This is a genomic window from Stutzerimonas degradans (assembly GCF_024448505.1).
In the GTDB taxonomy this organism is placed as follows: Bacteria; Pseudomonadota; Gammaproteobacteria; order Pseudomonadales; family Pseudomonadaceae; genus Stutzerimonas; species Stutzerimonas degradans.
The window spans coordinates 158,191-180,791 of sequence record NZ_JAMOHV010000005.1; the positions used below are offsets into that span (position 1 = coordinate 158,191).

The window sequence follows — 22,601 nt, forward strand, 5'->3', positions numbered from 1 at the left end:
TCCTGGAAGGTCGAGCGGGTGCGACGTCGTAGGGTGGACAACGCTTCGCTTGTCCACCGCTTCGTCGGTCGTATCAGGCACATTTGGCTGCGCTATTCAGCGCCAGTTGTACGCGACCATTCTCGACGCGTGCCTCGTGGCGGTGTGCGCAGCCCACATCGGGTGCAAGCGCCTCGCCGCTGGCTAGATCGATCTGCCAGTTGTGCAGCGGGCAGGCGACCTGCTTGCCGTAGACGATCCCCTGCGACAGCGGGCCGCCCTTGTGTGGGCAGCGGTCGTCGAGGGCAAAGACCTGATCGTCCGCGGTGCGGAAGATCGCGATATCACCCTTGGGGCCGGCGACGATGCGCGAGCCGAGCGGGTTGATTTCATCCAGTGCGCAGATATCGAGCCAGTTCATGCGGTGTTCCTCCAGATCAGGTTCTCAGGCGTTTTCCAGCTGCTTGACGGCGATGCGGTCGAATTCCTTCTTCAGCTGCGGCTTGGAAAGCTGCTCCTGCCACGGGTCCTGCTCGAAGGAGAGCGAGAACAACAGCCGTTGATGCAGCGCCTTGCGTCGCTCGGCGTCGTCCAGCACGGCCTTCTTGATGTGGTCCATGCCGACGCGCTGCATGTAGTGCACGGTGCGCTCGAGGTAGAAGGCTTCCTCGCGGTAGAGCTGGAGGAACGCCAGGCTGTGTTCCATGACCTCCTCGGCCGTCTTCACCTTGACGAAGAACTCGCCGGCCTCGGTCTTGATGCCGCCGTTGCCGCCGATGTACAGCTCCCAGCCGGAGTCCACGCCGATGATGCCGACGTCCTTGATGCCGGATTCGGCGCAGTTGCGCGGGCAGCCGGAGACGGCCAGCTTGACCTTGTGCGGCGACCACATGTTGAAAAGGGCGTGTTCCAGGTCAATGCCCATCTGCGTGCTGTTCTGCGTACCGAAGCGGCAGAACTCGCTGCCGACGCAGGTCTTCACTGTGCGGATGGATTTGCCGTAGGCGTGGCCGGAAGGCATATCCAGGTCTTTCCAGACACCCGGCAGGTCTTCCTTCCTGATGCCCAGCAGGTCGATGCGCTGGCCGCCGGTGACCTTGACCATCGGCACCTGATACTTGTCCGCCACATCGGCGATGCGCCGCAGCTCGGCGGCATTGGTGACGCCGCCCCACATCCGCGGGATGACCGAGTAGGTGCCGTCCTTCTGGATGTTGGCGTGGGCGCGCTCGTTGATGAAGCGCGATTGCGGGTCGTCCTTGGCTTCGCCCGGCCAGGTGGAGATCAGGTAGTAGTTCAACGCCGGCCGGCAGGTGGCGCAGCCGTTTGGCGTGCGCCAATCCATGAAGGCCATGGCCGCCGGGATGCTGGTCAAGTGGTGCTCGCGAATGGCCTTGCGCACCTGACCGTGGTTGAGGTCGCTGCAGCCGCAGATGGCCTTCTCGCTCTTCGGCTTGACGTCGGCCGCGCCGCCCACGGTGTTGATCAGAATCTGTTCGACCAGCCCGGTGCAGGAACCGCAGGAACTGGCGGCCTTGGTGTGCTTTTTCACCTCGTCCACCGAGAACAGCCCGTGTTCCTGGATCGCCTTGACGATGGTGCCCTTGCACACCCCGTTGCAGCCGCAGACTTCCATGTCGTCCGGCATGGACATGGCCTTGCTCTGGCCCTGATGGCCGGCATCGCCGATGGCGCCCTCGCCAAACATCAGATGGTCGCGGATCTGCGCGACGTTCTGGCCCTCGCGGACCTGGCGGAAGTACCAGCCGCCATCGGCGGTGTCGCCGTAGAGGCAGGCGCCGACCAGTACGTCGTCCTTGATCACCAGCTTCTTGTAGACGCCGCCGATGGGGTCGGAGAGGGTGATGGTCTCGGTGCCGTCGCCGCCGATGAAATCGCCGGCCGAGAACAGATCGATGCCGGTGACCTTGAGCTTGGTCGAGGTCACCGAGCCCAGATAGCGGGAGAAGCCGAGCATGGCCAAGTGATTGGCGCAGACCTTGGCCTGTTCGAACAGCGGCGCGACCAGGCCATAGGCGATGCCGCGATGGTTGGCGCATTCGCCGACAGCGTAGATGCGCGGGTCGTAGGTCTGCAGGGTGTCGTTGACCAGAATGCCGCGATTGCACGGGATGCCGGCCTGTTCGGCCAGTTCGCTGTTGGGGCGGATGCCGGCGGCCATCACCACCAAGTCGGCGGGGATCACTTCACCGTCCTTGAACTTGACCGCGCAGACCCGGCGTTCGCCGTTGTCGAGCAGTTCGGCGGTGTGCTTCGGCAGGAGAAACTTCAGGCCACGGCTTTCCAGCGCGCTCTGCAGCAGGGTGCCGGCGGTCTTGTCGAGCTGGCGTTCCATCAGCCAGTCACCGATGTGCACCACGGTGACGTCCATGCCCCGCAGCTTGAGGCCGTTCGCCGCTTCCAGGCCGAGCAGGCCGCCGCCGATGACCACCGCGTGTTTGTGGGTTTTGGCTGTTTCCATCATCACCTGGGTGTCGGCAATGTCGCGGTAGCCGATTACGCCCTGCAGGTCCTTGCCGGGAATCGGCAGGATGAACGGGCTGGAGCCGGTGGCGATGAGCAAGCGGTCGTATTCCGCCTCGCTGCCGTCATCGGCGATGACCCGGCGTCTGACGCGGTCGATCTTCACCACCTTGCGGTTGAGCATCAGGCGGATGTCGTTCTCGGCGTACCAGTTCAGGTCGTTGAGCACGATCTCTTCGAACTGTTGTTCGCCGGCCAGCACGGGCGAGAGTAGGATGCGGTTGTAGTTGGGATGCGGCTCGGCGCCGAACACCGTGATGTCGTAGAGGTCGCGGGTGAGCTTGAGCAGCTCCTCCAGGGTTCGTACGCCGGCCATGCCGTTGCCGATCATCACCAGTTTGAGTTTCTTCATGCCCGTTCTCCGTGCCAGCTGCCGTCCGGCCTGCTCGAAATTTTTCAACAACAAAAAAGGCGTCCCACCGGTTATCCGGTGAGGACGCCTTTGTCCGTGTCCCGCTCGATCGGGAAGCCAGGCTCTCGTCGTTGAGGGGCTGGCGCTATGTTCGCTGGTGATTGGTATAGCAGATGCCATGCCAATTCGTCGCGAGCCGTAAATGCCGGTGAAGGCGGGCGCGAGAGGGATCTGTGCAGCTGCCGGACGCACCACGGCGAGGCCTTATGCGCGCTGCTGGTGCGCCCTTGTTGTAGCGGAGCGCCGATTGACAGGCGCGCGGCCGCTTGCATAAAGTCGTGCCCATGCGCCGATTTAGTCAGCTACTTGCGGGGCGCCGGGAACCGAGAGGTTTCGAAATACCGCTAAAGCGCTGGTTCCGGTGAAGCCTCCCACCGCTGCCCAGCGGAACTCGTGAGGCGGAATCTCCAAAGCATGAACGCAACGCACGCACAGCTACGCCTGGCCCCGATCACCAGCGGCCTGATCCGTTCCAATCCCAAGGTTCTTCTTGGCGGCGCTCACCAGCCGTCCCTGTTGCGCTACCTCGATGGCTGGCCGCGGCGCAACAGTCGCTCGCGTGCGCTGCTGGTGCAGTTCGCCGGTGCCGATGAGTCGCTGGCGCGCTTCGCCGACGACAGTTTCGACCTCGCGGTGATCCAGTCGCCTTCGCCGGACAATCTCGACGAATGCATCCGCGAACTGACCCGCGTGGCGCGGCAGGGCTTGATCACCCGTCGCTGAGCAGCACCAGCCACAACAGCAGATTCGCCAGCAACGAGAGCAGCGCCAGGCCACGCCAGACTTTCAGCGGTTCGCGCTCCAGCCAGGGGCGCGGGCGCTCCGGCGTAGCCAGACATTCCCCCTGTTCGAGGCGCAGCAGCCATTGCTCGGCGGTTTCGAAGCGCTGTTGCGGATCGGCGGCGACCGCCTGCGCCAGCATTGCTTCCAGCCATGTCGGCAGGTCCGGGCGATAGCGGCCGAGCGGCGTCGGCACGCCGAAGCGGCGGTGCTGAAAGGGTTCGATTTCACCGTACGGAAACTGTCCGCTGAGCAGGTAATAGAGGGTGACGCCGACGGCATAGAGATCCTGGGCCACGCTCGGCGCGGCGCCGGCAAACGCCTCGGGGGCGAGAAAACTCGGTGTGCCGGGCAGGCTGCCGGGTGCATGGCGTGACAGCCCCGGGCAGAACGCCAGGCCGAAATCGAGGATGCGCAGCTCGCCGTCGTCGCCGATGTGCAGGTTCTCCGGTTTGATGTCGCGATGCAGGATGTTGCGTCGATGCAGCAGGCCCACCGCGCGGATCAGTTGCGTGGCCAGCGGCAGCCACTCGTCCAGATTCAGCGGACCGGCTTGCTGCACGCGCTCGGCCAGCGTCTGGCCGGCGTATTCACGCTGCACGTAGTACAGCTGCTGGCGTTGTGGCAGCGGGTGCAACTGGGCGACGCTGCGTGCGGCGGCGCGACGCATGAACCACTCCTCCTGCAGCAGCGCCGTCGCCGCCTCGGGGTCGTCCCGCCGAGTCGCCGGCAGGGTTTTCAGCAGCCAGGCCTGGGCCTGCTCGTCGCGCACGCGATACAGCAGCGACTGGCGCGACGTGTGCAGCAGGCTTTCCACCCGCCAGCCTTCGAACAGCTGGCCGGTGCGTAGCGGCGGCGGCAACGGCCAGTGCGGCAGCTGCGCGAGGGCGTCGGCCAGCACTGCGTCGGGCAGGGCGTCGATGCGCAGCAGCAGGGCGCTGGCGTTGTCCTGGCTGCCGTTGCGATGGGCCTGCTGAATCAACGTGCGAGCCGCCACGTTGAGATCCGGCTGTTCGCCCAGCAGTCGCGCGATGGTGCGCTCGTCGACGCTCGCCCAGACGCCATCGCTGAGCAGCACGAAGCAGTCGCCGACGTGCAGCTCGCCGTCCAGATAGTCCATCCGCAGATGCTGATCCAGCCCCAACGCGCGCTTGAGCACGTGCTGCATGCCGGCCTGTTCCCACACGTGGTCTTCGGTCAGCCGCTGCAGCTGCCCGCCCTGCCAGCGATAGGCGCGGCAGTCGCCGATATGCGCGAGGGTAAAGCGCCGGCCGCGCAGCACCAGCGCGGTGAGTGTCGTCAGCAACGGCTGGCCGCCGCCACTGGCCTGCAGCCAGCGGTTGTGCGCGACCAGCACGCGGTCCAGCGCCTGGGCCACTGCCCAGGTTTCCGGGGTGGCGTAGTAATCCAGCGCCAGCGCCTGCAGCGTCGCCCGCGCGGCCAGCCCACCGTCGGTGCACTGGCTGACGCCGTCGGCCAGGGCAAACAGGCAGCCCTTGCTGGCAGCCAACCCGGGCAGCGGGGTCGCCACGCGGATGGCGTCCTGGTTCTCTTCACGCGGGCCGGTGGCGCTGGCTTCGCCGAAAGACAGTTGTAAAGACACGGCAACCTCCGGCCGCGCTAGACCCGCGCGGCGGTTACGGCCGCCGAGCCCCAGGTGGTGCGCCAGCGGCGCTTGACGCCCTGCAGGCCGAACCAGGCCACCACACCGAGACTGGCGAACAGCCACAGGCCGAGCTGGTAATCGCCGGTGGACTGCTTGACCGCGCCGAGCCCGGCGGTGAGCAGGAAGCCACCGATACCGCCGGCCATGCCGACCAGCCCGGTCATCACGCCGATCTCCTTGTGAAAACGCTGCGGCACCAGCTGGAACACCGCACCGTTGCCGGCGCCCAGGCTGAGCATGGCGACCACGAACAGTGCCAGCGCAGCCGTGGCACTGGGCAGGTTGAAGCCAACCGCGGCGATACAGATCGACGCCACGGTGTACATCACCAGCAGCGCGCGAATGCCGCCGATGCGATCGGCCAGGGCGCCGCCGAGCGGGCGCAGCAGGCTGCCGGCGAACACACAGGCTGCGGTGTAGTAACCGGCCTTCACCGGGTCGAAGGCGTACTGGTCGTGGAAGTAGCCGGGCAGGGTGCTGGCCAGGCCGAGGAAGCCGCCGAAGGTCACGCTGTAGAAGAACATGAACCACCAGCTGTCGCGGTCGCCCAGCGCCTTCAGGTAGTCGGCGACGGATTTCGCTTTGGGCCGGTTGGGCGCGTTTTTCGCCACGCTGGCAAAGATACCGAGCGTCAGCACCAGCGGGATCAGCGCCAGGCCGAACACATTGTTCCAGCCGAACATCGACGCCAGCACCGGCGCGAACAGCGCCGCCAGCACGGTACCCGAGTTGCCTGCGCCGGCGATGCCCATCGCCTTGCCCTGGTGTTGCGGCGGATACCACTGCGAGGCCAGCGGCAGCGCCACGGCGAACGAAGCGCCGGCCATGCCGAGGAACAGGCCGAGCAGCAAAGCCTGCTCGTAGCTGCGGATGCCATGCAGCCAGGCCACCAGCAGCGCGCCGATCACCACGACCTGGCCCAGCAGCCCGGCACTTTTGGGCGAGGTGCGGTCGGCCAGCATGCCGAGCAGCAGGCGCAGCACCGCGCCGGAAAGGATCGGCGTGGCGACCATGAAGGCGCGTTGCTGGGTGGTCAGGCCCAGGTCCGCGGCGATCTGCACGCCGAGTGGGCCTAGCACGTACCAGACCATAAAGCTCAGGTCGAAGTAGAGGAAGGCGGCAAACAGGGTCGGCGCATGGCCGGATTTCCAGAAACTCGTGTTCATCGTTCGGCTCCAGTTCGGAAGGCGCGGCGGCGCTGCCGTCGCGCATGAGGCGGTTGCTTCGTGGCCCCGACAGCGGGGCGGAAACGACAAAGGCGCCGCAGCACACCTGCCAGAACAGGGTGATGCGACGCCTTTGTCGGGGGTCGGTAGCCGCCGTTGGTTACCGTTGCAGAGCGTTGAGCAGAAAGCGTGCCAGGCGGCGGAGCGTGCTGTGGCGCGGCGTGCGGGCAACCCTGGTGGCCGGTTTGCGTGGCCGACGCGCGCTTATGGCGCATGCTGGGTGCAAATCGGGGCGCTGACGCACGGCGCCGGGCTGCTGGTAGGCTTGCCGCAAAGCGACTGCAAGCTGCAAGGAGTGAACGATGACGCGTATCGCCACGCTGACCCTCAACCCGGCGATGGACCTGGCTGTCAGCACGGCACGGGTGCTGCCCACCGAGAAGCTGCGCTGCGCGCATCCGCGTCACGACCCCGGTGGCGGCGGCATCAACGTGGCGCGGGTGGTGCGCATCCTCGGGGGCGACTCGCTGGCCGTCTATCCCGCCGGCGGCCCGTTCGGCGATCTGCTGCGCCGCGCGCTGGACGACATCGGTCTGGCGCATCTGCCGGTGGCGATCGCCGGCGACACCCGCGAGAGTTTCACCGTCGACGAGCAGGAAACCGGTCTGCAGTACCGCTTCGTGCTGCCCGGTCCGGTGCTCGGCGAGCAGGAGCGCCTGGGCTGCCTGGCCGCGTTGCGCGGGCTGCATCCGGCGCCGGGCTATCTGGTGGTCAGCGGCAGCTTCACGCCCGGTATCGAGCCGGCGTTCTTCGATGAAATGCTGGCGCTGGCGCGGCAGATCGGCGCGCGGCTGGTGATCGATCTGTCCGGCGAGCCGCTGGCCTACGCCGCGCGGCGCGGAGGCGCTTACCTGGTCAAGCCGAGCCTGAACGAACTCGCCGGTCTCATGGGGCGGCCGCTGGAAAGCGAGGCGGCGCAGGCGGCGGCGCTGCGTGAGCTGATCCAGCGTGGCGCCGCCGAGATCATCGTGCTGTCGCTGGGGGCGCAGGGCGCGCTGTTCGCCTGTGGCGACCGGCTCGAACGCCTGCCTTCACCGGCGGTGCCGGTGGTCAGCGCGGTGGGTGCCGGCGACAGCATGCTGGGCGCCATCGTGCATGCCCTGGCGCAAGGCTATGAGCTGGGTGCGGCCGTGCGTTTTGGCGCGGCGGCTGGCGCGGCGACGGTGATGCGTCCGGGCACCCAGCTCTGCCTGCGCACGGATGTCGAGCGGCTGTTCGCCGGACGGCCGCTCGACGCCGGCGCGTGAGCCCGCCGCCTGCCGCTCAGTGGCCGAGCAGTTCGTTCATCGCGATGATCTGTTCGGCCACCTGGATCAGCTTCTGCTGGCGGCTCATGGCCTGACGCCGCATCAGCGTGTAGGCCTCCTCCTCGTTGCATTCGCGCAGCTTCATCAGCATGCCCTTGGCCAGCTCGATGCGCTTGCGCTCGGCAAGCTGCTGATCGCGGGCATGCAGCTGGGCACGCAGCGCCTGGTCACTCTCGAAGCGCGCCATCGCCACGTCGAGAATCGGCTTCAAGCGCCGCGCGTGGATGCCCTCGACGATATAGGCGCTGACCCCAGCACCGATGGCCTGGCGCATGGTATTTGGGTCGTCGTCGTCGGTGAACAGCACGATCGGCCGCGGGCGATCGCGGCTGACCAGCACGACCTGTTCCATCACGTCGCGGCCGGGGGAGTCGGTATCGATCAGCACCACGTCCGGGCGCACGGTCTCGACGCGTTCGGGCAGGTCGATGATCGAGCTGCAGGCGTCGATGACCTCGAAGCCGGCGTCGACCAGCGCGCTGCGCAGGCGCCCGACCTTCTTCGGCGTATCGTCGACCAGCAGGATGCGCAGTACGTCGCTCTGCATCAGCGGCTACCTCCCGAGACATCATCGGCCAGCGCATGCAGGGCGAAGCTGCGGGCATAGGCGGCTGGATCGCTGCCGTCCCAATGGCTGTCGCCCAGCAGCCGGCTGCTGCGATTCGACGCAACAGGCACGGCAACACCCAACGCACCGGCGGCGTCCCGATACAGCGCGGTCTGCTGCACGGCGCGGGCCACGGCGTGGTAGTCCGGGTCATGCCGCAGCAGGCCCCAGCGGCGCAGCTGGGTCATGAACCAGATGCCGTCGGAATGGAACGGCATGTTCACCGCGCCGTCGGCGAAGAAGCGCAGCGGATGGGCGTCCTGCCAGGCGTTGCCGAGGCCGTCGCAGTAATGCCCGAGAAAGCGCGGCGCGATGGCCGTCAGCGGTGCGTCGACGTAGTCGCGGGCGGCGAGCAGCTGCGCGGTGCTGCGGCGGTTCTCGTCGTTGCGCTCGATGAAACGGCTGGCGGCGAGTACCGCCATGATCAGCGCGCGGGCGGTATTGGGGTATTGCTCGACGAACGCACGGGTGCAGCCGAGGACTTTTTCCGGGTGATCCGGCCAGATCGACTGGCTGGTTGCGAGGGTGAAACCGGTCTGTTCGGCCACGGCTTGCGCGCCCCAGGGTTCGCCCGCGCAGAAGCCGTCGATGCGACCGTGGCGCAGGTAGCCCACCATCTGGGCCGGCGGAACCACCAGGGTGCGCACGTCGCGCAGCGGATGGATGCCGTGGGCGGCGAGCCAGTAATACAGCCACAACGCGTGGGTGCCGGTGGGGAAGGTCTGGGCGAAGGTCAGCCGTGCACCGCTTTGGCGCACGCAGCGGTGCAGCGCTTCGGCATCGGTCACGCCGGCTTCCTTGAGCGGCATCGAAAGGCTGATGCTCTGGCCGTTCTGCGCCAGCCCCATGAGCACGGCCATGTCCACCGGCGCACTGCCACCGATGCCCAGGTGCACGGCATAGATCAGGCCGTAGAGCCCGTGGGCGGCATCCAGCTCGCCGCCGAGCAGCTTGTCGCGCAGCCCGGCCCAGGAATGCTGGCGGCGCAGGTTGAGCGTCAGCCCGAACGGTTGGGCGAAGCCTTGGGTAGCGGCGACGATCAGCGAGGCGGCATCGGTCAGCGCCATGAAGCCGAGGTTGATGCTGCTTTTCTCCGGAGCATCGCTTCCGGCGACCCAGGCGAGGGCGTCATGGCGCGGTGAGCGGGGCGTTGCGGGCATGCGGGCGACCTTGTTGGTGCGGGCCGGCACGCAGTTCGCACCGGCTTCGGTCAGCTCCGTAGCAAGCGATATGCCAGGGCCGCTGCGGCCAGGCACATCGGCGGGGAGGTCAGCGTGGGTACAGCGGCGGCAGCACGCCGGGTTCCTGCTCGGCGGCGGGAGTCTGCGCCGGCGGCAGGGTCTGGATCGCCTGCCAGAGCGCGTCGCCTTGCCAGCGCTGGCCGGTTTCGCTGTACAGGGCGCCGTTGAGGCCGTCGAGCGCATCGGACAGCGGCACGAAGCGCGCCGCCATATCGGCGAGGGTTTCCGGTTGCTGCCGCGCCCAGGCGTCCAGCGCCTGGCGGGTGGCCTGGGTGTCGTTGGCCTGGCAGGCCCGACGCAGGTCATCCAGCAGGCTGCGGGGGGTGGGCCCGGGCTGCAGGGTGCGCACGGCCGGCTGGCGCCGTGCACGCCACCACAGCGCGAAGCCGAGTGCGGTGGTGAGCGCGAACAGCGCGGTGCTCAGCTGCCACGGCCAGAGCAGTGCGCGCGGACGGGTGCGCGTGCCGGCCGGCAGCGGTTCCAGCGGTGGCTGGTCGAGGTTGGCGTTGGGCGCGACCTGCAGGGTGCGCGCGGCGAGCGTGGTGCGTTCGAGACGATCCTCCAGGGTGTTCCACCAGACCACTTCGATGGCCGGCAGCCGCAGCTCACCGCTGCCGGTCGGAACCAGCGCCTCGCGTTCCTCGCGGCTGCCGATCAGGCCGTTGCTGTCGACCTCGTCGGCGAGGTTGGGCTGGTCTGGATAGCGCCGCAGGCCGGCGATACGCGCGGTGCCGATGGACGGCAGCTGCGCGCCGGACAGGCCTTCGGCCTTGAGCAGCAGGCTGCGGGTCAGGGCTTCGCCATGCATGGCCTGATCCGGCTCCGGGCTCCAGGCTTCCACCAGGGTTACACGGGTGGCCGGCAGCCAGGGGGCGTCAGCCGGATAGCTGGCGGGCCTGGGCTTGACGTGCAGCGGGATGCTCGGCGACTTGACCTGGGTGGCCTTGCCCGGACGTGGGCCGAGCAGGGAACTGCCGCTGGCGACGGTGGTGGCGCTGAACAGCTGGCTGGGAATCAGCAGATCGCCGCTTTGCTGCGGGAACAGCGCATAGCGGATCTCGATGACGCCGTGGCGCAGGCCGTTGATGGTCTTTTCGTAGGTGCGCGGCTCGCCGAGGCGCTCCACTCGCGCGTTCTGCATCTGCAAGGGTGACAGGTTGCTGTCGTCGTACAGCGACACGGAGTGGAAGATGCGCAGGGTGAGGATCACCTGCGCCTGAACGTAGACGCTGTCGCGGTCGAGGCTGGCGTCGATGAAGATCGGTGCCAGCTGGTCGCCGTCATCCGTGTTGCCCGAATCCTTTACCAGCAGCGTGATCGGCTCGCTGCGTAGCTCGCCCAGCTGCAGCGGCGGAATGACCAGCTGGCCGCTGCGCCGGGGGCGCAGGGTGGTGAGCCAGCGGGTGGTCGAGCGGGTTTCGCCCTGGACGTTGGACAGGCTGTTGAGCTGGCGGGTATCGAAGACCTCGAACAGCTCGTCCAGCGGCTGCAGGTCGGGCTTGCCGAAGACCGTGGCGTTGCGCACCTCGAGGGTCAGTTCGAGGGTTTCATCGAGGCTCAGCTGCGTGCGATCGACACTGGCATGCAGGTCCGCGGCGTGGCTCGGGACAGCCAGGAGAGCGAGCAGTACAAAGGCCATCAGGCGGATCATCGATTCAGTTCCTGGCGCTTGCGTTGTTCGTAAAGGAATTTGCGGCGCAGCAGCTCGCCCGGATCGTCCGGAATCTGCCGTAGCCACTGCTCCATCGCCTGCTGGCGCTCACGGGCTGGCAGGTCTTCGAGCGGCGTTGCGGGGGCCTCGGTATCCGCCTCGGCTGGCGGCGGTTCGCTGGCCTGCGACGCGTTGGCGGGCGCTTCGCTGGCGCCCGGTTCGGCGTTGGGCGGCGGCGTTGCCGGCTGTGTGGTGTCCGGCGTGGTGGGGCTGGTCTGTGAGGTGGGCGGCGGCGGTGATGTGGCACCGGGTTGCTCGCCGGTTTGCGGCTGCTCGGGTGCTGACTCCTGCTGGCGCTGACGCAACAGTTCTTCGACCAGCGCCTTGTTGCGCTGTGCCGGCGCCAGGTCGGGTTGCCGCTCCAGCGCCTGTTCGTAGGCTTCGAGGGCGGCCTCCAGCTGTTCGCTGCGTGCCAGCGCATTGCCGCGGTTGTAGTGATCGCTGGCGCTGTTGCCAGTGGCGAAGCGTTCGGCGGCGGCCGCGTATTCACCGGCACGGTAGAGCGCGATGCCTTGCCAGCGCGGGTCGTCGAAGCGTTTCGCGGCCTCGGCCGGTCGCTGCGCCTGCAGCAGGCGCTGGCCCTGCTGATCCGGGCGCAGCCAGAGGTCGGTGAACTCCAGGGCACTGGCCGGTTGCGGCTGCAGCAGCAGGAGCGGCAGGCAGAACAGCCAGCCGCGGCGCCCGGCGCAGGCGGCGAGCAGCAGCAGCGGCAGCAGCAGCCAGTAGCCCTGATCGAGCCAGGCGTCCAGGCGGGTGGTTTCGTCCTGTTTGAGCATGCCGCCGCTGGCCTCCAGCAGGCCGAGGTTGCGCAGGTCGGCATCGTCCAGGCGTGCCTGCTGGTAGCGGGCCCCCAGTTCGGCGGCGAAGCGGCGCAGACCGGCGTTGTCCAGCCGCGGGATGAGGATGGCGCCGTGTTCGTCCTTGAGGAAACTGCCGTCCTCGCCGGCGATCGGCGCGCCCTGTTCGCTGCCGATGCCGAGGATCGCCAGGCGCTCGCCGCGCCCGCCCAGCAGTTCGGCGATGTGTTGCTGCGCCGCATCGTCGATCGCGCTGGTCATCAGCAGCAGTCGCCCGCGGCCCTGCGCGCCCTGTTCGAGCAGCGCCAGGCCTTGCGCCACGGCGAGGTCGGCGCGTCGCCCGGGTTCGGGCATCAGTGCAGGGCTCAGCACGTTCAGCAGGTTGGCGGTGGTGGCCAGGTCGTCGGACAGCGGCACCAGCGTGTGCGCGCTGCCGGCATAGACGACCACGGCCGTCTGCGCGTCCGGGCGGCTTTCGATCAGGTCGAGCAGCTTGCGTTTGGCCTGTTCCAGGCGTGAGGGCGGGCTGTCGGCGGCAAGCATGGAGGGCGTCGTTTCGAGCAGCACCACCAGCGGATCGGCGCGTTTCAGGCTGGGTTGCTCCAGGCGCTGCCAGCTCGGCCCGAGCAGGGCCAGGCAGGCCAGCAGCCAGGCCAGCCCGAGGGCGACCCACGGCAGGCGGCTGTTGCGCAGGCGGCCGCGGGTTAGCAGCGCGGCGTGGAACGCCTCGGGAAGCAGGCGCTGCCAGCGGCCGATCTGCCGCTGGCGGTGCCAGAGCCGCCACAGCAGCCAGATCAGCAGCGGTACGATCAGCAGCCAGAAGGGCCGCAGCATATGCGGCCAGAACGCGCTCATCGACGTCGCTCCAGAGCCGCGGCGAGGCGTTGCAGCGGCGCCTGCCAGAGATCGGCGGCGACCAGCAGCAGGCTGATCAGCAGCGCTGCGCTGAGCGGCCAGGCGTACAGCGGCTGGGCGATGCGGGCGCGGGCGGGCTGCTGCGCCGCTGGTTCGAGACGATCGAGGGTATCGCCGATGGCTTGCAGCTCGGCGCTCGAACGCGCACGGAAATAGCGACCTCCGGTGCGCTCGGCGATGGCCTGCAGGGTCGCCTCGTCCAGCTCCAGTCCGGGATTGAAGCCGAAGCGACTGAGCACGCCGCCTTCCTCGGCGTCGGCACCGATACCGATGGTGTGGATCTTCACCTGCTCATCGGCAGCCAGCTGTGCCGCGATCAATGGTGCGATCTCGCCGCCGTTGTTGGCGCCATCGGTGATCAGCACCAGCACCCGGCTGTGCGCTGGGCGCTCGCGCAGGCGCTTGACGGCCAGGCCGATGGCGTCGCCGATGGCGGTGTTGCTGCCGGCGATGCCGACCACGGCTTCGTCCAGCCAGGTGCGCACGGTGCGTCGGTCGAAGGTCAGCGGCGATTGCAGATAGGCCTTGCTGCCGAACAGGATCAGCCCGACGCGATCACCGTGGCGGGCCTCGATGAAGTCGCCGAGCAGCAGCTTGACCAGCTCCAGACGGCTGATCTGCTCGTCCTGCCATTGCATGTCGGGGTAATCCATCGAGCCGGACACGTCCACCGCCAGCAGCAGGTCGCGCCCGCTGGTGGGCAGCGGCAGCGGCTCACCAAGCCATTGCGGGCGGGCGGCGGCGAACAGCAGCAGCAGCCAGATCGTCAGGTAGGGCAGCTGCTGACGCCACGCCGGAAGCGCGACCCGTGCGCGGCGGCCGGACAGGGTTTCCAGCTCGGCGAGAAAACTCACCTTGAGCGCCGCTTCGCCGCTGTCGGCCGCGGGCAGCAGCCAGCGCAGCAGCCAGGGCAGCGGCAACAGCAGCAGCATCCACGGCCAGGCCAGCTCAAACATGCTTGCGAATCCAGGTTTCGACGGCTTGTTCCAGCCCGTCGATGGCCTTGTCGTCGAGCCGGCATTCGGCGCGGTAGGAGCCTTCGACCAGCACCATCCAGCGGGTCAGGCCGGCGGCCGGGCAGCGGCTGTCGAGAAACGCCAGCCAGGCGCGACCGCTGAGCGTATGTGGGTGGTTGTCCGGGTAGCGCGTGCGGCACAGCCGCTTGAGCAGGGCGTTGAGCTGTTGCAGCCAGTGGCTCGCGGGCTGCCCGCCGTACGGCTTGATGAGCTTGGCCAGTTCGATCAGTGCGGCCTGGCGCTGCGGGTCCAGCGGCGCTTCGGCGGGTGCGCGGCGCGGGCGCACCCGCTGCAGCAGACGGTAGCGCTGGTGCCACAGACCGGCAAAAGTGCCGATCAGCAGCAGCGCCAGCAGCCACCAGCCCGGTGCCGGCGGCCACCAGGAAATCGCGGCCGGCAGGATCGGCGGTGCGAGCTGATCGAGCGGGTTCATGCGTGTGCCCCCGCGTGCTGCACGCTGAGGTGTTCGCGCAGTTGTTCGACCGGGTCGCGCTGCGTGTCGAGCGGCATCAGCGGCACGCGCAGGCGGTCGGCCAGGCGCTGCCAGCGAGTGCTGCGCGCCTCGCCCAGCTGACGGTAGGTCTGGCGCAGCGTGGCGTCGTGGGTGTCCAGCTCCAGTCGCGCGCCGCGCTCGGCGAAGCGCAGCAGGCCGGCGGCGGGGAGGGCGTGGTCGAGCGGATCGAAGACCGGCAGCAGCAGCAGATCGACGTGCCGCGCCAGCAGGCTGAGCTGCTGCTCGGCGGTGTCGGTCAGGGTGCGTTCGTCGCACAGGATCACCGCCAGACTGCCCGGACGCAGCACCTCCCGCGCGCGGCGCAGGGCCAGGCCGAAGGCATCCGCTTCGATGGGCGTATCGCTGTCGAGCCGGCCGTTGGCGCGGGCCAGGCGGTCGAGCAGTTGCAGCAGGCTCTGCTTGTTGCGCCGCGGTTTGATCTCGTGGTGCTCGGCGTTACCGAACACCAGCCCGCCAACCCGGTCGTTGTGCAGCAGCGCGGCCCAGCCGATCAGGCTGGCGGCCTCGGCGGCAAGCACCGACTTGAACACCCGCGCGCTACCGAAGAACAGCCGGCGGCTCTGTTCGACCAGCAGGTAGATGGGCCGCTCGCGTTCCTCGTGGAACAGCTTGGTGTGGGGCTCCTGGGTGCGCGCGGTGACGCGCCAGTCGATGGTGCGCACGTCGTCGCCGGCCTGGTAGACACGCACCTGATCGAAGTCCACGCCGCGCCCGCGCAGCTTGGAGTGATGCAGGCCGACCAGCGGGCTGCGCCGGTGCGGCGTGGAGAACAGCGGCACCTCGCGCACGCGATGGCGCAGGTCGATGAGTGCTTTCAGGCTGGTACGCACGCCGGTTTCGGCCGGCGGCGCGGAGGGCTGCGCGGCCGGGTGCATTTCAGGCGACCGCGACCACGTCGAGGATGCGCTGCAGCACGCGGTCCTGGTCGATGCCGGCGGCTTCGGCCTCGAACGAGAGGATCAGGCGGTGGCGCAACACATCGAAGAGCATGGCCTGGATGTCTTCCGGGCTGACGAAATCGCGTCCGGCCAGCCAGGCATGCGCCCGCGCGCAACGGTCGAGCGAGATCGAGCCGCGCGGGCTGGCGCCGTAGGCGATCCATTCGGCCAGCTCGGCGTCGTACTTGGCCGGGGTGCGCGTGGCCATGATCAGCTGCACCAGGTATTCCTCCACCGCGTCGGCCATGTACAGCCCGAGGATTTCCTTGCGTGCGGCGAAGATCGCCTGCTGGCTGACGCGGTGCTCCGGCGCGGTTTCGCCATTGATGGCCTCGCCGCGCGCCTGCTGCAGGATGCGACGCTCCACCGAGGCGTCGGGAAAGCCGATCTTGACGTGCAGCAGGAAGCGGTCGAGCTGCGCCTCGGGCAGCGGGTAGGTGCCTTCCTGCTCGATGGGATTCTGCGTGGCCATGACCAGAAACAGCGGCGGCAGGTCGTAGGTGCTGCGGCCGATGCTGACCTGGCGCTCGGCCATCGCCTCGAGCAGCGCCGACTGCACCTTGGCCGGCGCGCGGTTGATTTCGTCGGCCAGCACCAGGTTGTGGAAGATCGGCCCCTGCTGAAAGACGAAACTGCCGGTTTCCGGGCGGTAGATCTCGGTGCCGGTGATGTCCGCCGGGAGCAGGTCGGGGGTGAACTGGATACGGTGGAATTCGGCTTCCAGGCCTTCGGCCAGCTCCTTGATCGCGCGGGTCTTGGCCAGGCCGGGGGCGCCTTCGACCAGCATGTGACCATCGGCGAGCAGGGCGATCAGCAGACGCTCGATCAGGCGGTCCTGCCCGAGGATCTGGGTGGAAAGGAACTGTCGCAGCGCGATTATCGATTCACGATGATCCATCGTTTCAAGGCTTCCGGTGGGGAGGAAACGCCGGCGTGCCCGGCTGCTGGCGTGCGGCCCCGCGCCGCGCCGACGAGCGCGCACTTTACTGCATTTGCGGGCATCTGGACTAACGTTGAACCATGAGCCTGTGGCCTCGGTCACTACCGACGGTCCCCCTTTCTGCAAGCCAGATGGAGCATTTCATGGCGTTCTTCACCGCTGCCAGCAAGGCCGATTTCCAGCAGCAGTTGCAATCGGCGCTGGCACAACACGTAGACGGACAGCTGCTTGCCCAGCTGGCGCTGTTCGCCGAGCAGTTCTTCGGTATCGTTGCGCTGGCCGAACTCACCGAGCGACGCATGAGCGATCTGGTCGGCTCGACCCTGGCCTCCTGGCGCCTGCTGGAGCGCTTCGAGCCGGAGCATCCGCAGGTGCGGGTATTCAATCCGGACTACGAGAAGCACGGCTGGCAGTCGACGCACAGCGTGGTCGAGGTGCTGCACCCGGACATGCCATTTCTGGTCGACTCGGTGCGCATGGAACTGACGCGCCGCGGCTACAGCATCCACACCCTGCAGAATAGCGTGCTGCAGGTGCGCCGCGCGGCCGATGGCAGCCTGCTCGAGCTGTTGCCGGCGGATGTGGTCGCTGACGACAGCTCGGTCGAGTCGCTGATCTTCATCGAGATCGACCGCTGCGCCAGCCCAACTGATCTGCGTGAGCTGGAGCAGGCGCTGCTCGGCGTGCTGGCCGATGTGCGGCTGGCGGTTGGTGATTTCCATGCGATGAAGAGCAAGGTGGCGGAGGTGCGCACCCTGGTGCAAGCCGGCGATCTGGCCCAGCGCATCGATGGCGACGAGCTGGCGGAAATCGAGGATTTTCTCGATTGGCTGGCCGATGATCATTTCACCTTCCTCGGCTACGAGGAATTCACTCTCAGCGACTCGCCCGAAGGCGGCTGCATTGTCTACGACGAGGGCTCTCTGCTCGGACTGTCGCGCAAGCTGCGGGTCGATCTGAGCGCTGAGGAACGCTCGCTGCTGCCGTCGTCGCTGGCTTATCTGCGCGAGCCGCTGCTGTTGTCGTTCGCCAAGTCGTCGACGCCCTGTCGCGTGCATCGTCCGGCTTATCCGGATTTCGTCTCGATACGGGAGTTCGATGCCCACGGCCAGGTCGTGCGCGAGTGCCGTTTCATGGGCCTGTTCACCTCGTCGGTGTACACGCAGAGCGTGCGGCGCATCCCCTACATCCGGCGCAAGGTCGATGCGGTGGTGCGGCGTTCCGACTTCGGCGGTTCGACGCATCTGGCCAAGGAGCTGGTGCAGGTGCTGGAGATGTTGCCGCGCGACGAGCTGTTCCAGGCTTCCGAGCGGGAGCTTTACGAGAACGCCGTGGCCATCGTGCAGATTCAGGAACGGGCGCGGTTGCGCCTGTTCCTGCGCTTCGATCCGTACCGGCGCTTCTGCTATTGCCTGGTCTACGTGCCGCGCGACAGCTATTCGACCGAGTCGCGCATGCGCATGCAGCAGGTTCTGCTGGATCGCTTGCAGGCCAGTGATTGCGAGTTCTCCACCTACTTTTCCGAGTCGGTGCTGATTCGCGTGCAGTTCATCCTGCGCCTGGACCCCAGCCGGTTGCCGGAAGTCGATCCGCAACGGCTGGAGCAGGAAGTGCTGCAGGCCTGCCGCAGCTGGCAGGACGAGTACGCCGGGCTGGTGGTCGAACGCTTCGGCGAAGCGCAGGGCATCAACCTGCTCGGCGACTATCCCAAGGGCTTTCCGGCGGGCTACCGCGAGCGCTTCTCGGCGCAGTCGGCGGTGGTGGACATGCAGCACGTGCTCAGCCTGAGTGACGAGCGCCCGCTGGTGATGAGCTTCTACCAGCCGATCACCGCCGAGGAGAACCGCCTGCACTGCAAGCTCTACCACATCGATACGCCGCTGCCGCTGTCGGATGTGCTGCCGATCATGGAGAACCTCGGCCTGCGCGTGCTGGGTGAATTTCCGTTCCGCCTGCAGCACAAGAGTGGGCGCGAGTGCTGGATTCACGATTTCGCGTTTACCTATGCGGCAGGGCTGGAAATCGACCTGCTGGAAATCAACGAGCCGCTGCAGGATGCCTTCGTCAACATCAACAACGGCGCGGCGGAGAACGATGCCTTCAACCGCCTGGTGCTGACGGCCGGCCTCACCTGGCGCGAGGTGGCGCTGCTGCGCGCATATGCGCGTTACCTCAAGCAGATTCGCATGGGCTTCGACCTGGGCTACATCGCCAGCACGCTGCTCAACCACACCGATATCGCTCGCGAGCTGGTGCGCCTGTTCAAGATGCGTTTCTACCTGGCGCGCAAGCTCGGCGAGGATGACCTGGCCGACAAGCAACAGCGGCTGGAACAAGCCATCCTGACCGCGCTGGACGAGGTCGCGGTGCTCAATGAGGACCGCATCCTGCGGCGCTACCTGGCGCTGATCAAGGCGACCCTGCGGACCAACTTCTACCAGCCGGACGCGAATGGCCGGGCCAAGGAGTACTTCAGCTTCAAGTTCGATCCGCGCGCGATCCCGGAAATGCCGCGGCCGATCCCGATGTTCGAGATATTCGTCTATTCGCCGCGCGTCGAGGGCGTGCACCTGCGGGCCGGCAAGGTGGCGCGCGGCGGTTTGCGCTGGTCCGATCGCGAGGAGGACTACCGCACCGAGGTGCTCGGCCTGGTCAAGGCGCAGCAGGTGAAGAACGCCGTGATCGTGCCGGGGGGTGCCAAGGGCGGCTTCATCCCGCGCCGCCTGCCGGCCGGCGGTTCGCGCGACGAGATCCAGGCCGAGGCGATTGCCTGCTACCGCATTTTCATCAGTGGTCTGCTGGATCTCACTGACAATCTCAAGGACGGCCAGGTGGTGGCGCCGGCCGGCGTGCTGCGCTATGACGCGGACGATCCCTACCTGGTGGTGGCTGCGGACAAGGGCACGGCGAGCTTCTCCGATATCGCCAATGGCATCGCCGCCGAGTACGACTTCTGGCTCGGCGACGCCTTCGCCTCCGGCGGCTCGGCCGGGTATGACCACAAGAAGATGGGCATCACGGCGCGCGGCGCCTGGGTCTCGGTGCAACGGCACTTTCGCGAGCGCGGGATCGATGTGCAGCGCGATGCCATCAGCGTGATCGGCATCGGCGACATGGCCGGCGACGTGTTCGGTAACGGCCTACTGATGTCGCCTGCCGTGCAGCTGGTGGCGGCGTTCAACCACCTGCACATCTTCGTCGACCCCGATCCGGACCCGGCACGCAGCTTTGCCGAGCGCCGGCGGCTGTTCGAGTTGCCGCGTTCGGCCTGGACCGATTACGACAGCACGCTGATCTCGTCCGGCGGCGGCGTGTTCTCCCGTTCGGCCAAGCGCATCGTCATCACCGCGCAGATGCGCGAACGCTTTGCCATCGATGCCGAGCAACTGACGCCGAACGAGCTGATCAATGCGTTGCTCAAGGCGCCGGTCGATCTGCTGTGGAACGGCGGCATCGGCACCTACGTCAAGAGCAGCACGGAAACCCACGCCGACGTGGGCGACAAGGCCAACGACGCGGTGCGCGTGGACGGCAACGAGCTGCGCGCCAAGGTGGTAGGCGAGGGCGGCAACCTCGGCATGACCCAGCTGGGGCGTGTGGAGTACGCACTGCACGGTGGCAGCAGCAACACCGATTTCATCGACAATGCCGGCGGCGTGGACTGCTCCGACCACGAGGTGAACATCAAGATTCTGCTCAACGAGCTGCTGGCCGCCGGCGACATGACCGGCAAGCAGCGCGATCAGCTGCTGCACGAGATGACCGACGCGGTCGCCGAGCTGGTGCTGTACGACAACTACAAGCAAACCCAGGCGCTGTCACAGGCACAATACCGCTCGCGTGAGCGCGCCGGTGAATACGTGCGGCTGATCGCGGCGCTGGAAAGCGAAGGGCTGCTCGATCGCAAGCTCGAGTTCCTGCCCAGCGACGACGCGCTCGCCGAACGGGCGGCGCTGGGCAAGGGGCTGACCCGTCCGGAGCTGTCGGTACTGATCTCCTACAGCAAGATCGAGCTGAAGGAGGCGCTGCTCAAATCACGCGTGCCGGACGATGATTACCTTGCCCGCGAAATGGAGAGTGCGTTTCCGCAGCTGCTCGGCGAGCGCCACCGCGACGTCATGCTGCGCCATCGCCTGCGACGCGAGATCGTCAGCACGCAGATCGCCAACGATCTGGTCAACCATATGGGCATCACCTTCGTTCAGCGGCTCAGCGAGGCTACCGGCATGAGTGCGGCCAACGTTGCCGGTGCCTATGTGATCGTGCGCGACATCTTCCATCTGCCGCACTGGTTCCGGCAGATCGAGGCGCTGGACTACAAGGTGCCGGCCGAGTTGCAGCTGCGGCTGATGGACGAGCTGGTCCGGCTCGGCCGCCGGGCAACCCGCTGGTTCCTGCGCAACCGTCGCAGCGAGCTGGACGCCGCCCGCGACGTTGCGCATTTCGGCCCGCGTGTCGCCGCGCTGGGGCTCAAACTTGACGGGTTGCTCGAAGGTTCGACGCGCGAACTCTGGCAGTCGCGCTACCAGCGTTACACCGCGGCGGGTGTTCCGGAATTGCTCGCGCGAATGGTCGCCGGCACCAGTCACCTGTATACGCTGCTGCCGATTCTCGAAGCGGCAGACGAAACCGGGCAGCCGCCAATCAAGGTCGCGTCGACCTATTTCGCCGTCGGCGGTGCGCTGGAATTGCCCTGGTATCTGCAGCAACTCACCAGCCTGCCGGTGGAGAGCACCTGGCAGGCACTGGCGCGCGAGGGCTTTCGTGACGATCTCGACAGCCAGCAGCGCGCCATCACCGTGTCGATTCTGCAGATGGAGAGTGGCGCACAGCAGCCGGCCGCCTGCGTCATGGAATGGCTGGAGCAGCGTGGCTATCACGTCGATCGCTGGCGCGGCATGCTGGCCGAGCTGCGCGCCACCAGCACGCCCGACTACGCGATGTACGTCGTAGCCAGCCGCGAGCTGCAGGATCTGGCGCAGGCGCCCGTGAGGCATGGTGAATAAATGGCGAGGGTGGCGGCTGAGGATAGCCGCCACTGCGGACTGTTTTAGGAGTCTTGCGGCTGGCCGAGCTTGAAGCGGGTGATCTGCGGCAGGTTGCGCAGATAGCGCACCATGTCCGGCGCGCCGGCACGTTTCAGCCCTTCGCCGATGGCGCTGGCGGTGGGGTGGTGTTTCTCCAACAGCAGCAATTCCGAGTTGCTGGCGTCGCGCAGCACGGTCAGGCGCGCATAAGGCACCTGCGTGTCGAGCAGCAGCGCCATGAACTCCGCATCGCTCCAGGCCTGGGCGGGCATCGCGATGGCGTGGTACTGCTCGTCCAGCGCGCGCAGTCCGGCCCGGTCGAGGCGATAGACGACAAGCTCGGCAGGCATGAGCAGCTCCAGGCCACGCAGGCGCGCGTAGGCCACCGCACTGGCGAATGCCTCGACATGGTGCTCACCCGCCCAGTACAAGCGCTCGCCCAGCCAGCCGGCCTGGCGCAGCTCGATGGGCTCACCCTGTGCATGGCCGGGCAGGGCGATGCCGAGGGTACGCAGGAAGTCCTTGTAGCTGATGATGCGAGTGCGCCGGCAAGCCTCGGTGGCGGCGAATGCTTCGATGCTCGAATAGGCGATCCCGTCTGGGCTCTGGCCGCCGAGGCCGTCGATCTGGCGCAGGTCCATGCTGGTCAGAGACTGGCTGTCTTTTTGAATCAACCGGCTCAGCGCAGCATGCGCGCGCGCCTTGTCTTCCTGTACCGGACCCGAAAGCGCACCGCGCGGCAGCTCCAGTAGACGCTGCAGGCACGGACCGTCGTTCCAGAAAATGCTTGGCTCCGGCTCGTAAAGCGGTGCGAAAGGCAGGTTCAGCCGACTCGCACGCTCGAGCGTCTGATGGCCGGGTTGCGCGCGCAGCCCCAGGCGCTGGGCCAGGCGGGTGAGGTGAGTGGACAGTGAAGGCATGGACTCGGGCAGGCTCGTCACGATGCTTGAGCTCGGAAAGTACGCTTGGGAGTGTGGCAGA

The 22,601-nt window shown here is 67.4% G+C and carries 16 protein-coding genes; 3 read left to right on the top strand and 13 right to left on the bottom strand.

Annotated elements, in window-relative coordinates:
- Positions 1 to 73: 73 nt before the first annotated feature.
- Positions 74 to 400 carry a nitrite reductase small subunit NirD gene (gene nirD, locus NAV27_RS09405; protein ID WP_102829242.1) on the bottom strand — a complete coding sequence of 109 codons (327 nt, stop codon included), beginning with the start codon at positions 398 to 400 and terminating at the stop codon, positions 74 to 76.
- A 24-nt stretch (positions 401 to 424) separates the two neighbouring features.
- Positions 425 to 2,875 (bottom strand): nitrite reductase large subunit NirB, encoded by a 2,451-nt coding sequence (gene nirB, locus NAV27_RS09410; RefSeq protein WP_102829241.1) that lies wholly within the window; start codon positions 2,873 to 2,875, stop codon positions 425 to 427.
- A gap of 474 nt (positions 2,876 to 3,349) precedes the next feature.
- On the opposite strand from nirB, the gene NAV27_RS09415 reads away from it, so the two are divergent.
- Positions 3,350 to 3,658 carry a class I SAM-dependent methyltransferase gene (locus NAV27_RS09415; RefSeq protein ID WP_008570146.1) on the top strand — a complete coding sequence of 103 codons (309 nt, stop codon included), beginning with the start codon at positions 3,350 to 3,352 and terminating at the stop codon, positions 3,656 to 3,658.
- Here the strand turns inward: NAV27_RS09415 and NAV27_RS09420 are convergent.
- Both NAV27_RS09420 and NAV27_RS09425 read right to left on the bottom strand, forming a co-directional pair.
- Positions 3,645 to 5,318: a bifunctional protein-serine/threonine kinase/phosphatase gene (locus tag NAV27_RS09420; RefSeq protein ID WP_102829240.1), complete on the bottom strand. Its 1,674-nt coding sequence runs from the start codon at positions 5,316 to 5,318 to the stop codon at positions 3,645 to 3,647. The genes NAV27_RS09415 and NAV27_RS09420 overlap by 14 nt on opposite strands.
- A 17-nt stretch (positions 5,319 to 5,335) precedes the next feature.
- Positions 5,336 to 6,547 carry an MFS transporter gene (locus tag NAV27_RS09425; RefSeq protein WP_102829239.1) on the bottom strand — a complete coding sequence of 404 codons (1,212 nt, stop codon included), beginning with the start codon at positions 6,545 to 6,547 and terminating at the stop codon, positions 5,336 to 5,338.
- Between the two features lie 362 nt (positions 6,548 to 6,909).
- Between NAV27_RS09425 and NAV27_RS09430 the strand changes: the two genes are divergently transcribed.
- On the top strand, positions 6,910 to 7,854 hold the full coding sequence (locus NAV27_RS09430; RefSeq protein ID WP_102829238.1) for a 1-phosphofructokinase family hexose kinase: 945 nt from the start codon (positions 6,910 to 6,912) through the stop codon (positions 7,852 to 7,854).
- A gap of 16 nt (positions 7,855 to 7,870) precedes the next feature.
- Here the strand turns inward: NAV27_RS09430 and NAV27_RS09435 are convergent, their stop codons facing one another.
- From NAV27_RS09435 to NAV27_RS09470, 8 genes are all read right to left on the bottom strand, one after another.
- Positions 7,871 to 8,461, bottom strand: a complete 591-nt coding sequence (locus NAV27_RS09435) for an ANTAR domain-containing response regulator (protein WP_102829237.1) — start codon at positions 8,459 to 8,461, stop codon at positions 7,871 to 7,873.
- Positions 8,461 to 9,681 carry a CmpA/NrtA family ABC transporter substrate-binding protein gene (locus NAV27_RS09440; RefSeq protein ID WP_102829352.1) on the bottom strand — a complete coding sequence of 407 codons (1,221 nt, stop codon included), beginning with the start codon at positions 9,679 to 9,681 and terminating at the stop codon, positions 8,461 to 8,463. The genes NAV27_RS09435 and NAV27_RS09440 overlap by 1 nt, the downstream gene beginning before the upstream one ends.
- 109 nt (positions 9,682 to 9,790) lie before the next feature.
- The gene (locus NAV27_RS09445) at positions 9,791 to 11,413 is read right to left on the bottom strand and encodes a BatD family protein (protein WP_102829236.1); all 1,623 of its coding nucleotides are present in this window, start codon (positions 11,411 to 11,413) and stop codon (positions 9,791 to 9,793) included.
- Positions 11,410 to 13,125 (bottom strand): VWA domain-containing protein, encoded by a 1,716-nt coding sequence (locus NAV27_RS09450; RefSeq protein ID WP_102829235.1) that lies wholly within the window; start codon positions 13,123 to 13,125, stop codon positions 11,410 to 11,412. The genes NAV27_RS09445 and NAV27_RS09450 overlap by 4 nt, the downstream gene beginning before the upstream one ends.
- Positions 13,122 to 14,141, bottom strand: coding sequence for a vWA domain-containing protein (locus NAV27_RS09455; RefSeq protein ID WP_102829234.1), 1,020 nt, complete (start codon positions 14,139 to 14,141; stop codon positions 13,122 to 13,124). The genes NAV27_RS09450 and NAV27_RS09455 overlap by 4 nt, the downstream gene beginning before the upstream one ends.
- Positions 14,134 to 14,634, bottom strand: coding sequence for a DUF4381 domain-containing protein (locus tag NAV27_RS09460; RefSeq protein ID WP_043297045.1), 501 nt, complete (start codon positions 14,632 to 14,634; stop codon positions 14,134 to 14,136). Before NAV27_RS09460 ends, NAV27_RS09455 begins: the two co-directional genes overlap by 8 nt.
- On the bottom strand, positions 14,631 to 15,590 hold the full coding sequence (locus NAV27_RS09465) for a DUF58 domain-containing protein (protein ID WP_102829233.1): 960 nt from the start codon (positions 15,588 to 15,590) through the stop codon (positions 14,631 to 14,633). The genes NAV27_RS09460 and NAV27_RS09465 overlap by 4 nt, the downstream gene beginning before the upstream one ends.
- Position 15,591: 1 nt before the next feature.
- A complete protein-coding gene (locus NAV27_RS09470) occupies positions 15,592 to 16,551 on the bottom strand; it encodes an AAA family ATPase (protein ID WP_003289560.1) in 960 nt (319 codons plus the stop codon).
- Positions 16,552 to 16,736: 185 nt separating this feature from the next.
- On the opposite strand from NAV27_RS09470, the gene NAV27_RS09475 reads away from it, so the two are divergent.
- On the top strand, positions 16,737 to 21,599 hold the full coding sequence (locus NAV27_RS09475) for an NAD-glutamate dehydrogenase (RefSeq protein ID WP_102829232.1): 4,863 nt from the start codon (positions 16,737 to 16,739) through the stop codon (positions 21,597 to 21,599).
- A 44-nt stretch (positions 21,600 to 21,643) separates the two neighbouring features.
- Here NAV27_RS09475 and NAV27_RS09480 read toward each other — a convergent pair whose 3' ends face one another.
- The gene (locus tag NAV27_RS09480) at positions 21,644 to 22,540 is read right to left on the bottom strand and encodes a DUF6685 family protein (RefSeq protein ID WP_180981450.1); all 897 of its coding nucleotides are present in this window, start codon (positions 22,538 to 22,540) and stop codon (positions 21,644 to 21,646) included.
- Positions 22,541 to 22,601: the final 61 nt, after the last annotated feature.

Excerpts from the sequence above, each read along its gene's own strand:
- nirD (WP_102829242.1), bottom strand. The coding sequence starts at position 400 with ATGAACTGGCTCGATATCTGCGCACTGGATGAAATCAACCCGCTCGGC.
- nirB (WP_102829241.1), bottom strand. The coding sequence starts at position 2,875 with ATGAAGAAACTCAAACTGGTGATGATCGGCAACGGCATGGCCGGCGTA.
- NAV27_RS09415 (WP_008570146.1), top strand. The coding sequence starts at position 3,350 with ATGAACGCAACGCACGCACAGCTACGCCTGGCCCCGATCACCAGCGGC.
- NAV27_RS09425 (WP_102829239.1), bottom strand. The coding sequence starts at position 6,547 with ATGAACACGAGTTTCTGGAAATCCGGCCATGCGCCGACCCTGTTTGCC.
- NAV27_RS09430 (WP_102829238.1), top strand. The coding sequence starts at position 6,910 with ATGACGCGTATCGCCACGCTGACCCTCAACCCGGCGATGGACCTGGCT.
- NAV27_RS09435 (WP_102829237.1), bottom strand. The coding sequence starts at position 8,461 with ATGCAGAGCGACGTACTGCGCATCCTGCTGGTCGACGATACGCCGAAG.
- NAV27_RS09440 (WP_102829352.1), bottom strand. The coding sequence starts at position 9,681 with ATGCCCGCAACGCCCCGCTCACCGCGCCATGACGCCCTCGCCTGGGTC.
- NAV27_RS09445 (WP_102829236.1), bottom strand. The coding sequence starts at position 11,413 with ATGATCCGCCTGATGGCCTTTGTACTGCTCGCTCTCCTGGCTGTCCCG.
- NAV27_RS09450 (WP_102829235.1), bottom strand. The coding sequence starts at position 13,125 with ATGAGCGCGTTCTGGCCGCATATGCTGCGGCCCTTCTGGCTGCTGATC.
- NAV27_RS09455 (WP_102829234.1), bottom strand. The coding sequence starts at position 14,141 with ATGTTTGAGCTGGCCTGGCCGTGGATGCTGCTGCTGTTGCCGCTGCCC.
- NAV27_RS09460 (WP_043297045.1), bottom strand. The coding sequence starts at position 14,634 with ATGAACCCGCTCGATCAGCTCGCACCGCCGATCCTGCCGGCCGCGATT.
- NAV27_RS09465 (WP_102829233.1), bottom strand. The coding sequence starts at position 15,590 with ATGCACCCGGCCGCGCAGCCCTCCGCGCCGCCGGCCGAAACCGGCGTG.
- NAV27_RS09470 (WP_003289560.1), bottom strand. The coding sequence starts at position 16,551 with ATGGATCATCGTGAATCGATAATCGCGCTGCGACAGTTCCTTTCCACC.
- NAV27_RS09475 (WP_102829232.1), top strand. The coding sequence starts at position 16,737 with ATGGCGTTCTTCACCGCTGCCAGCAAGGCCGATTTCCAGCAGCAGTTG.
- NAV27_RS09480 (WP_180981450.1), bottom strand. The coding sequence starts at position 22,540 with ATGCCTTCACTGTCCACTCACCTCACCCGCCTGGCCCAGCGCCTGGGG.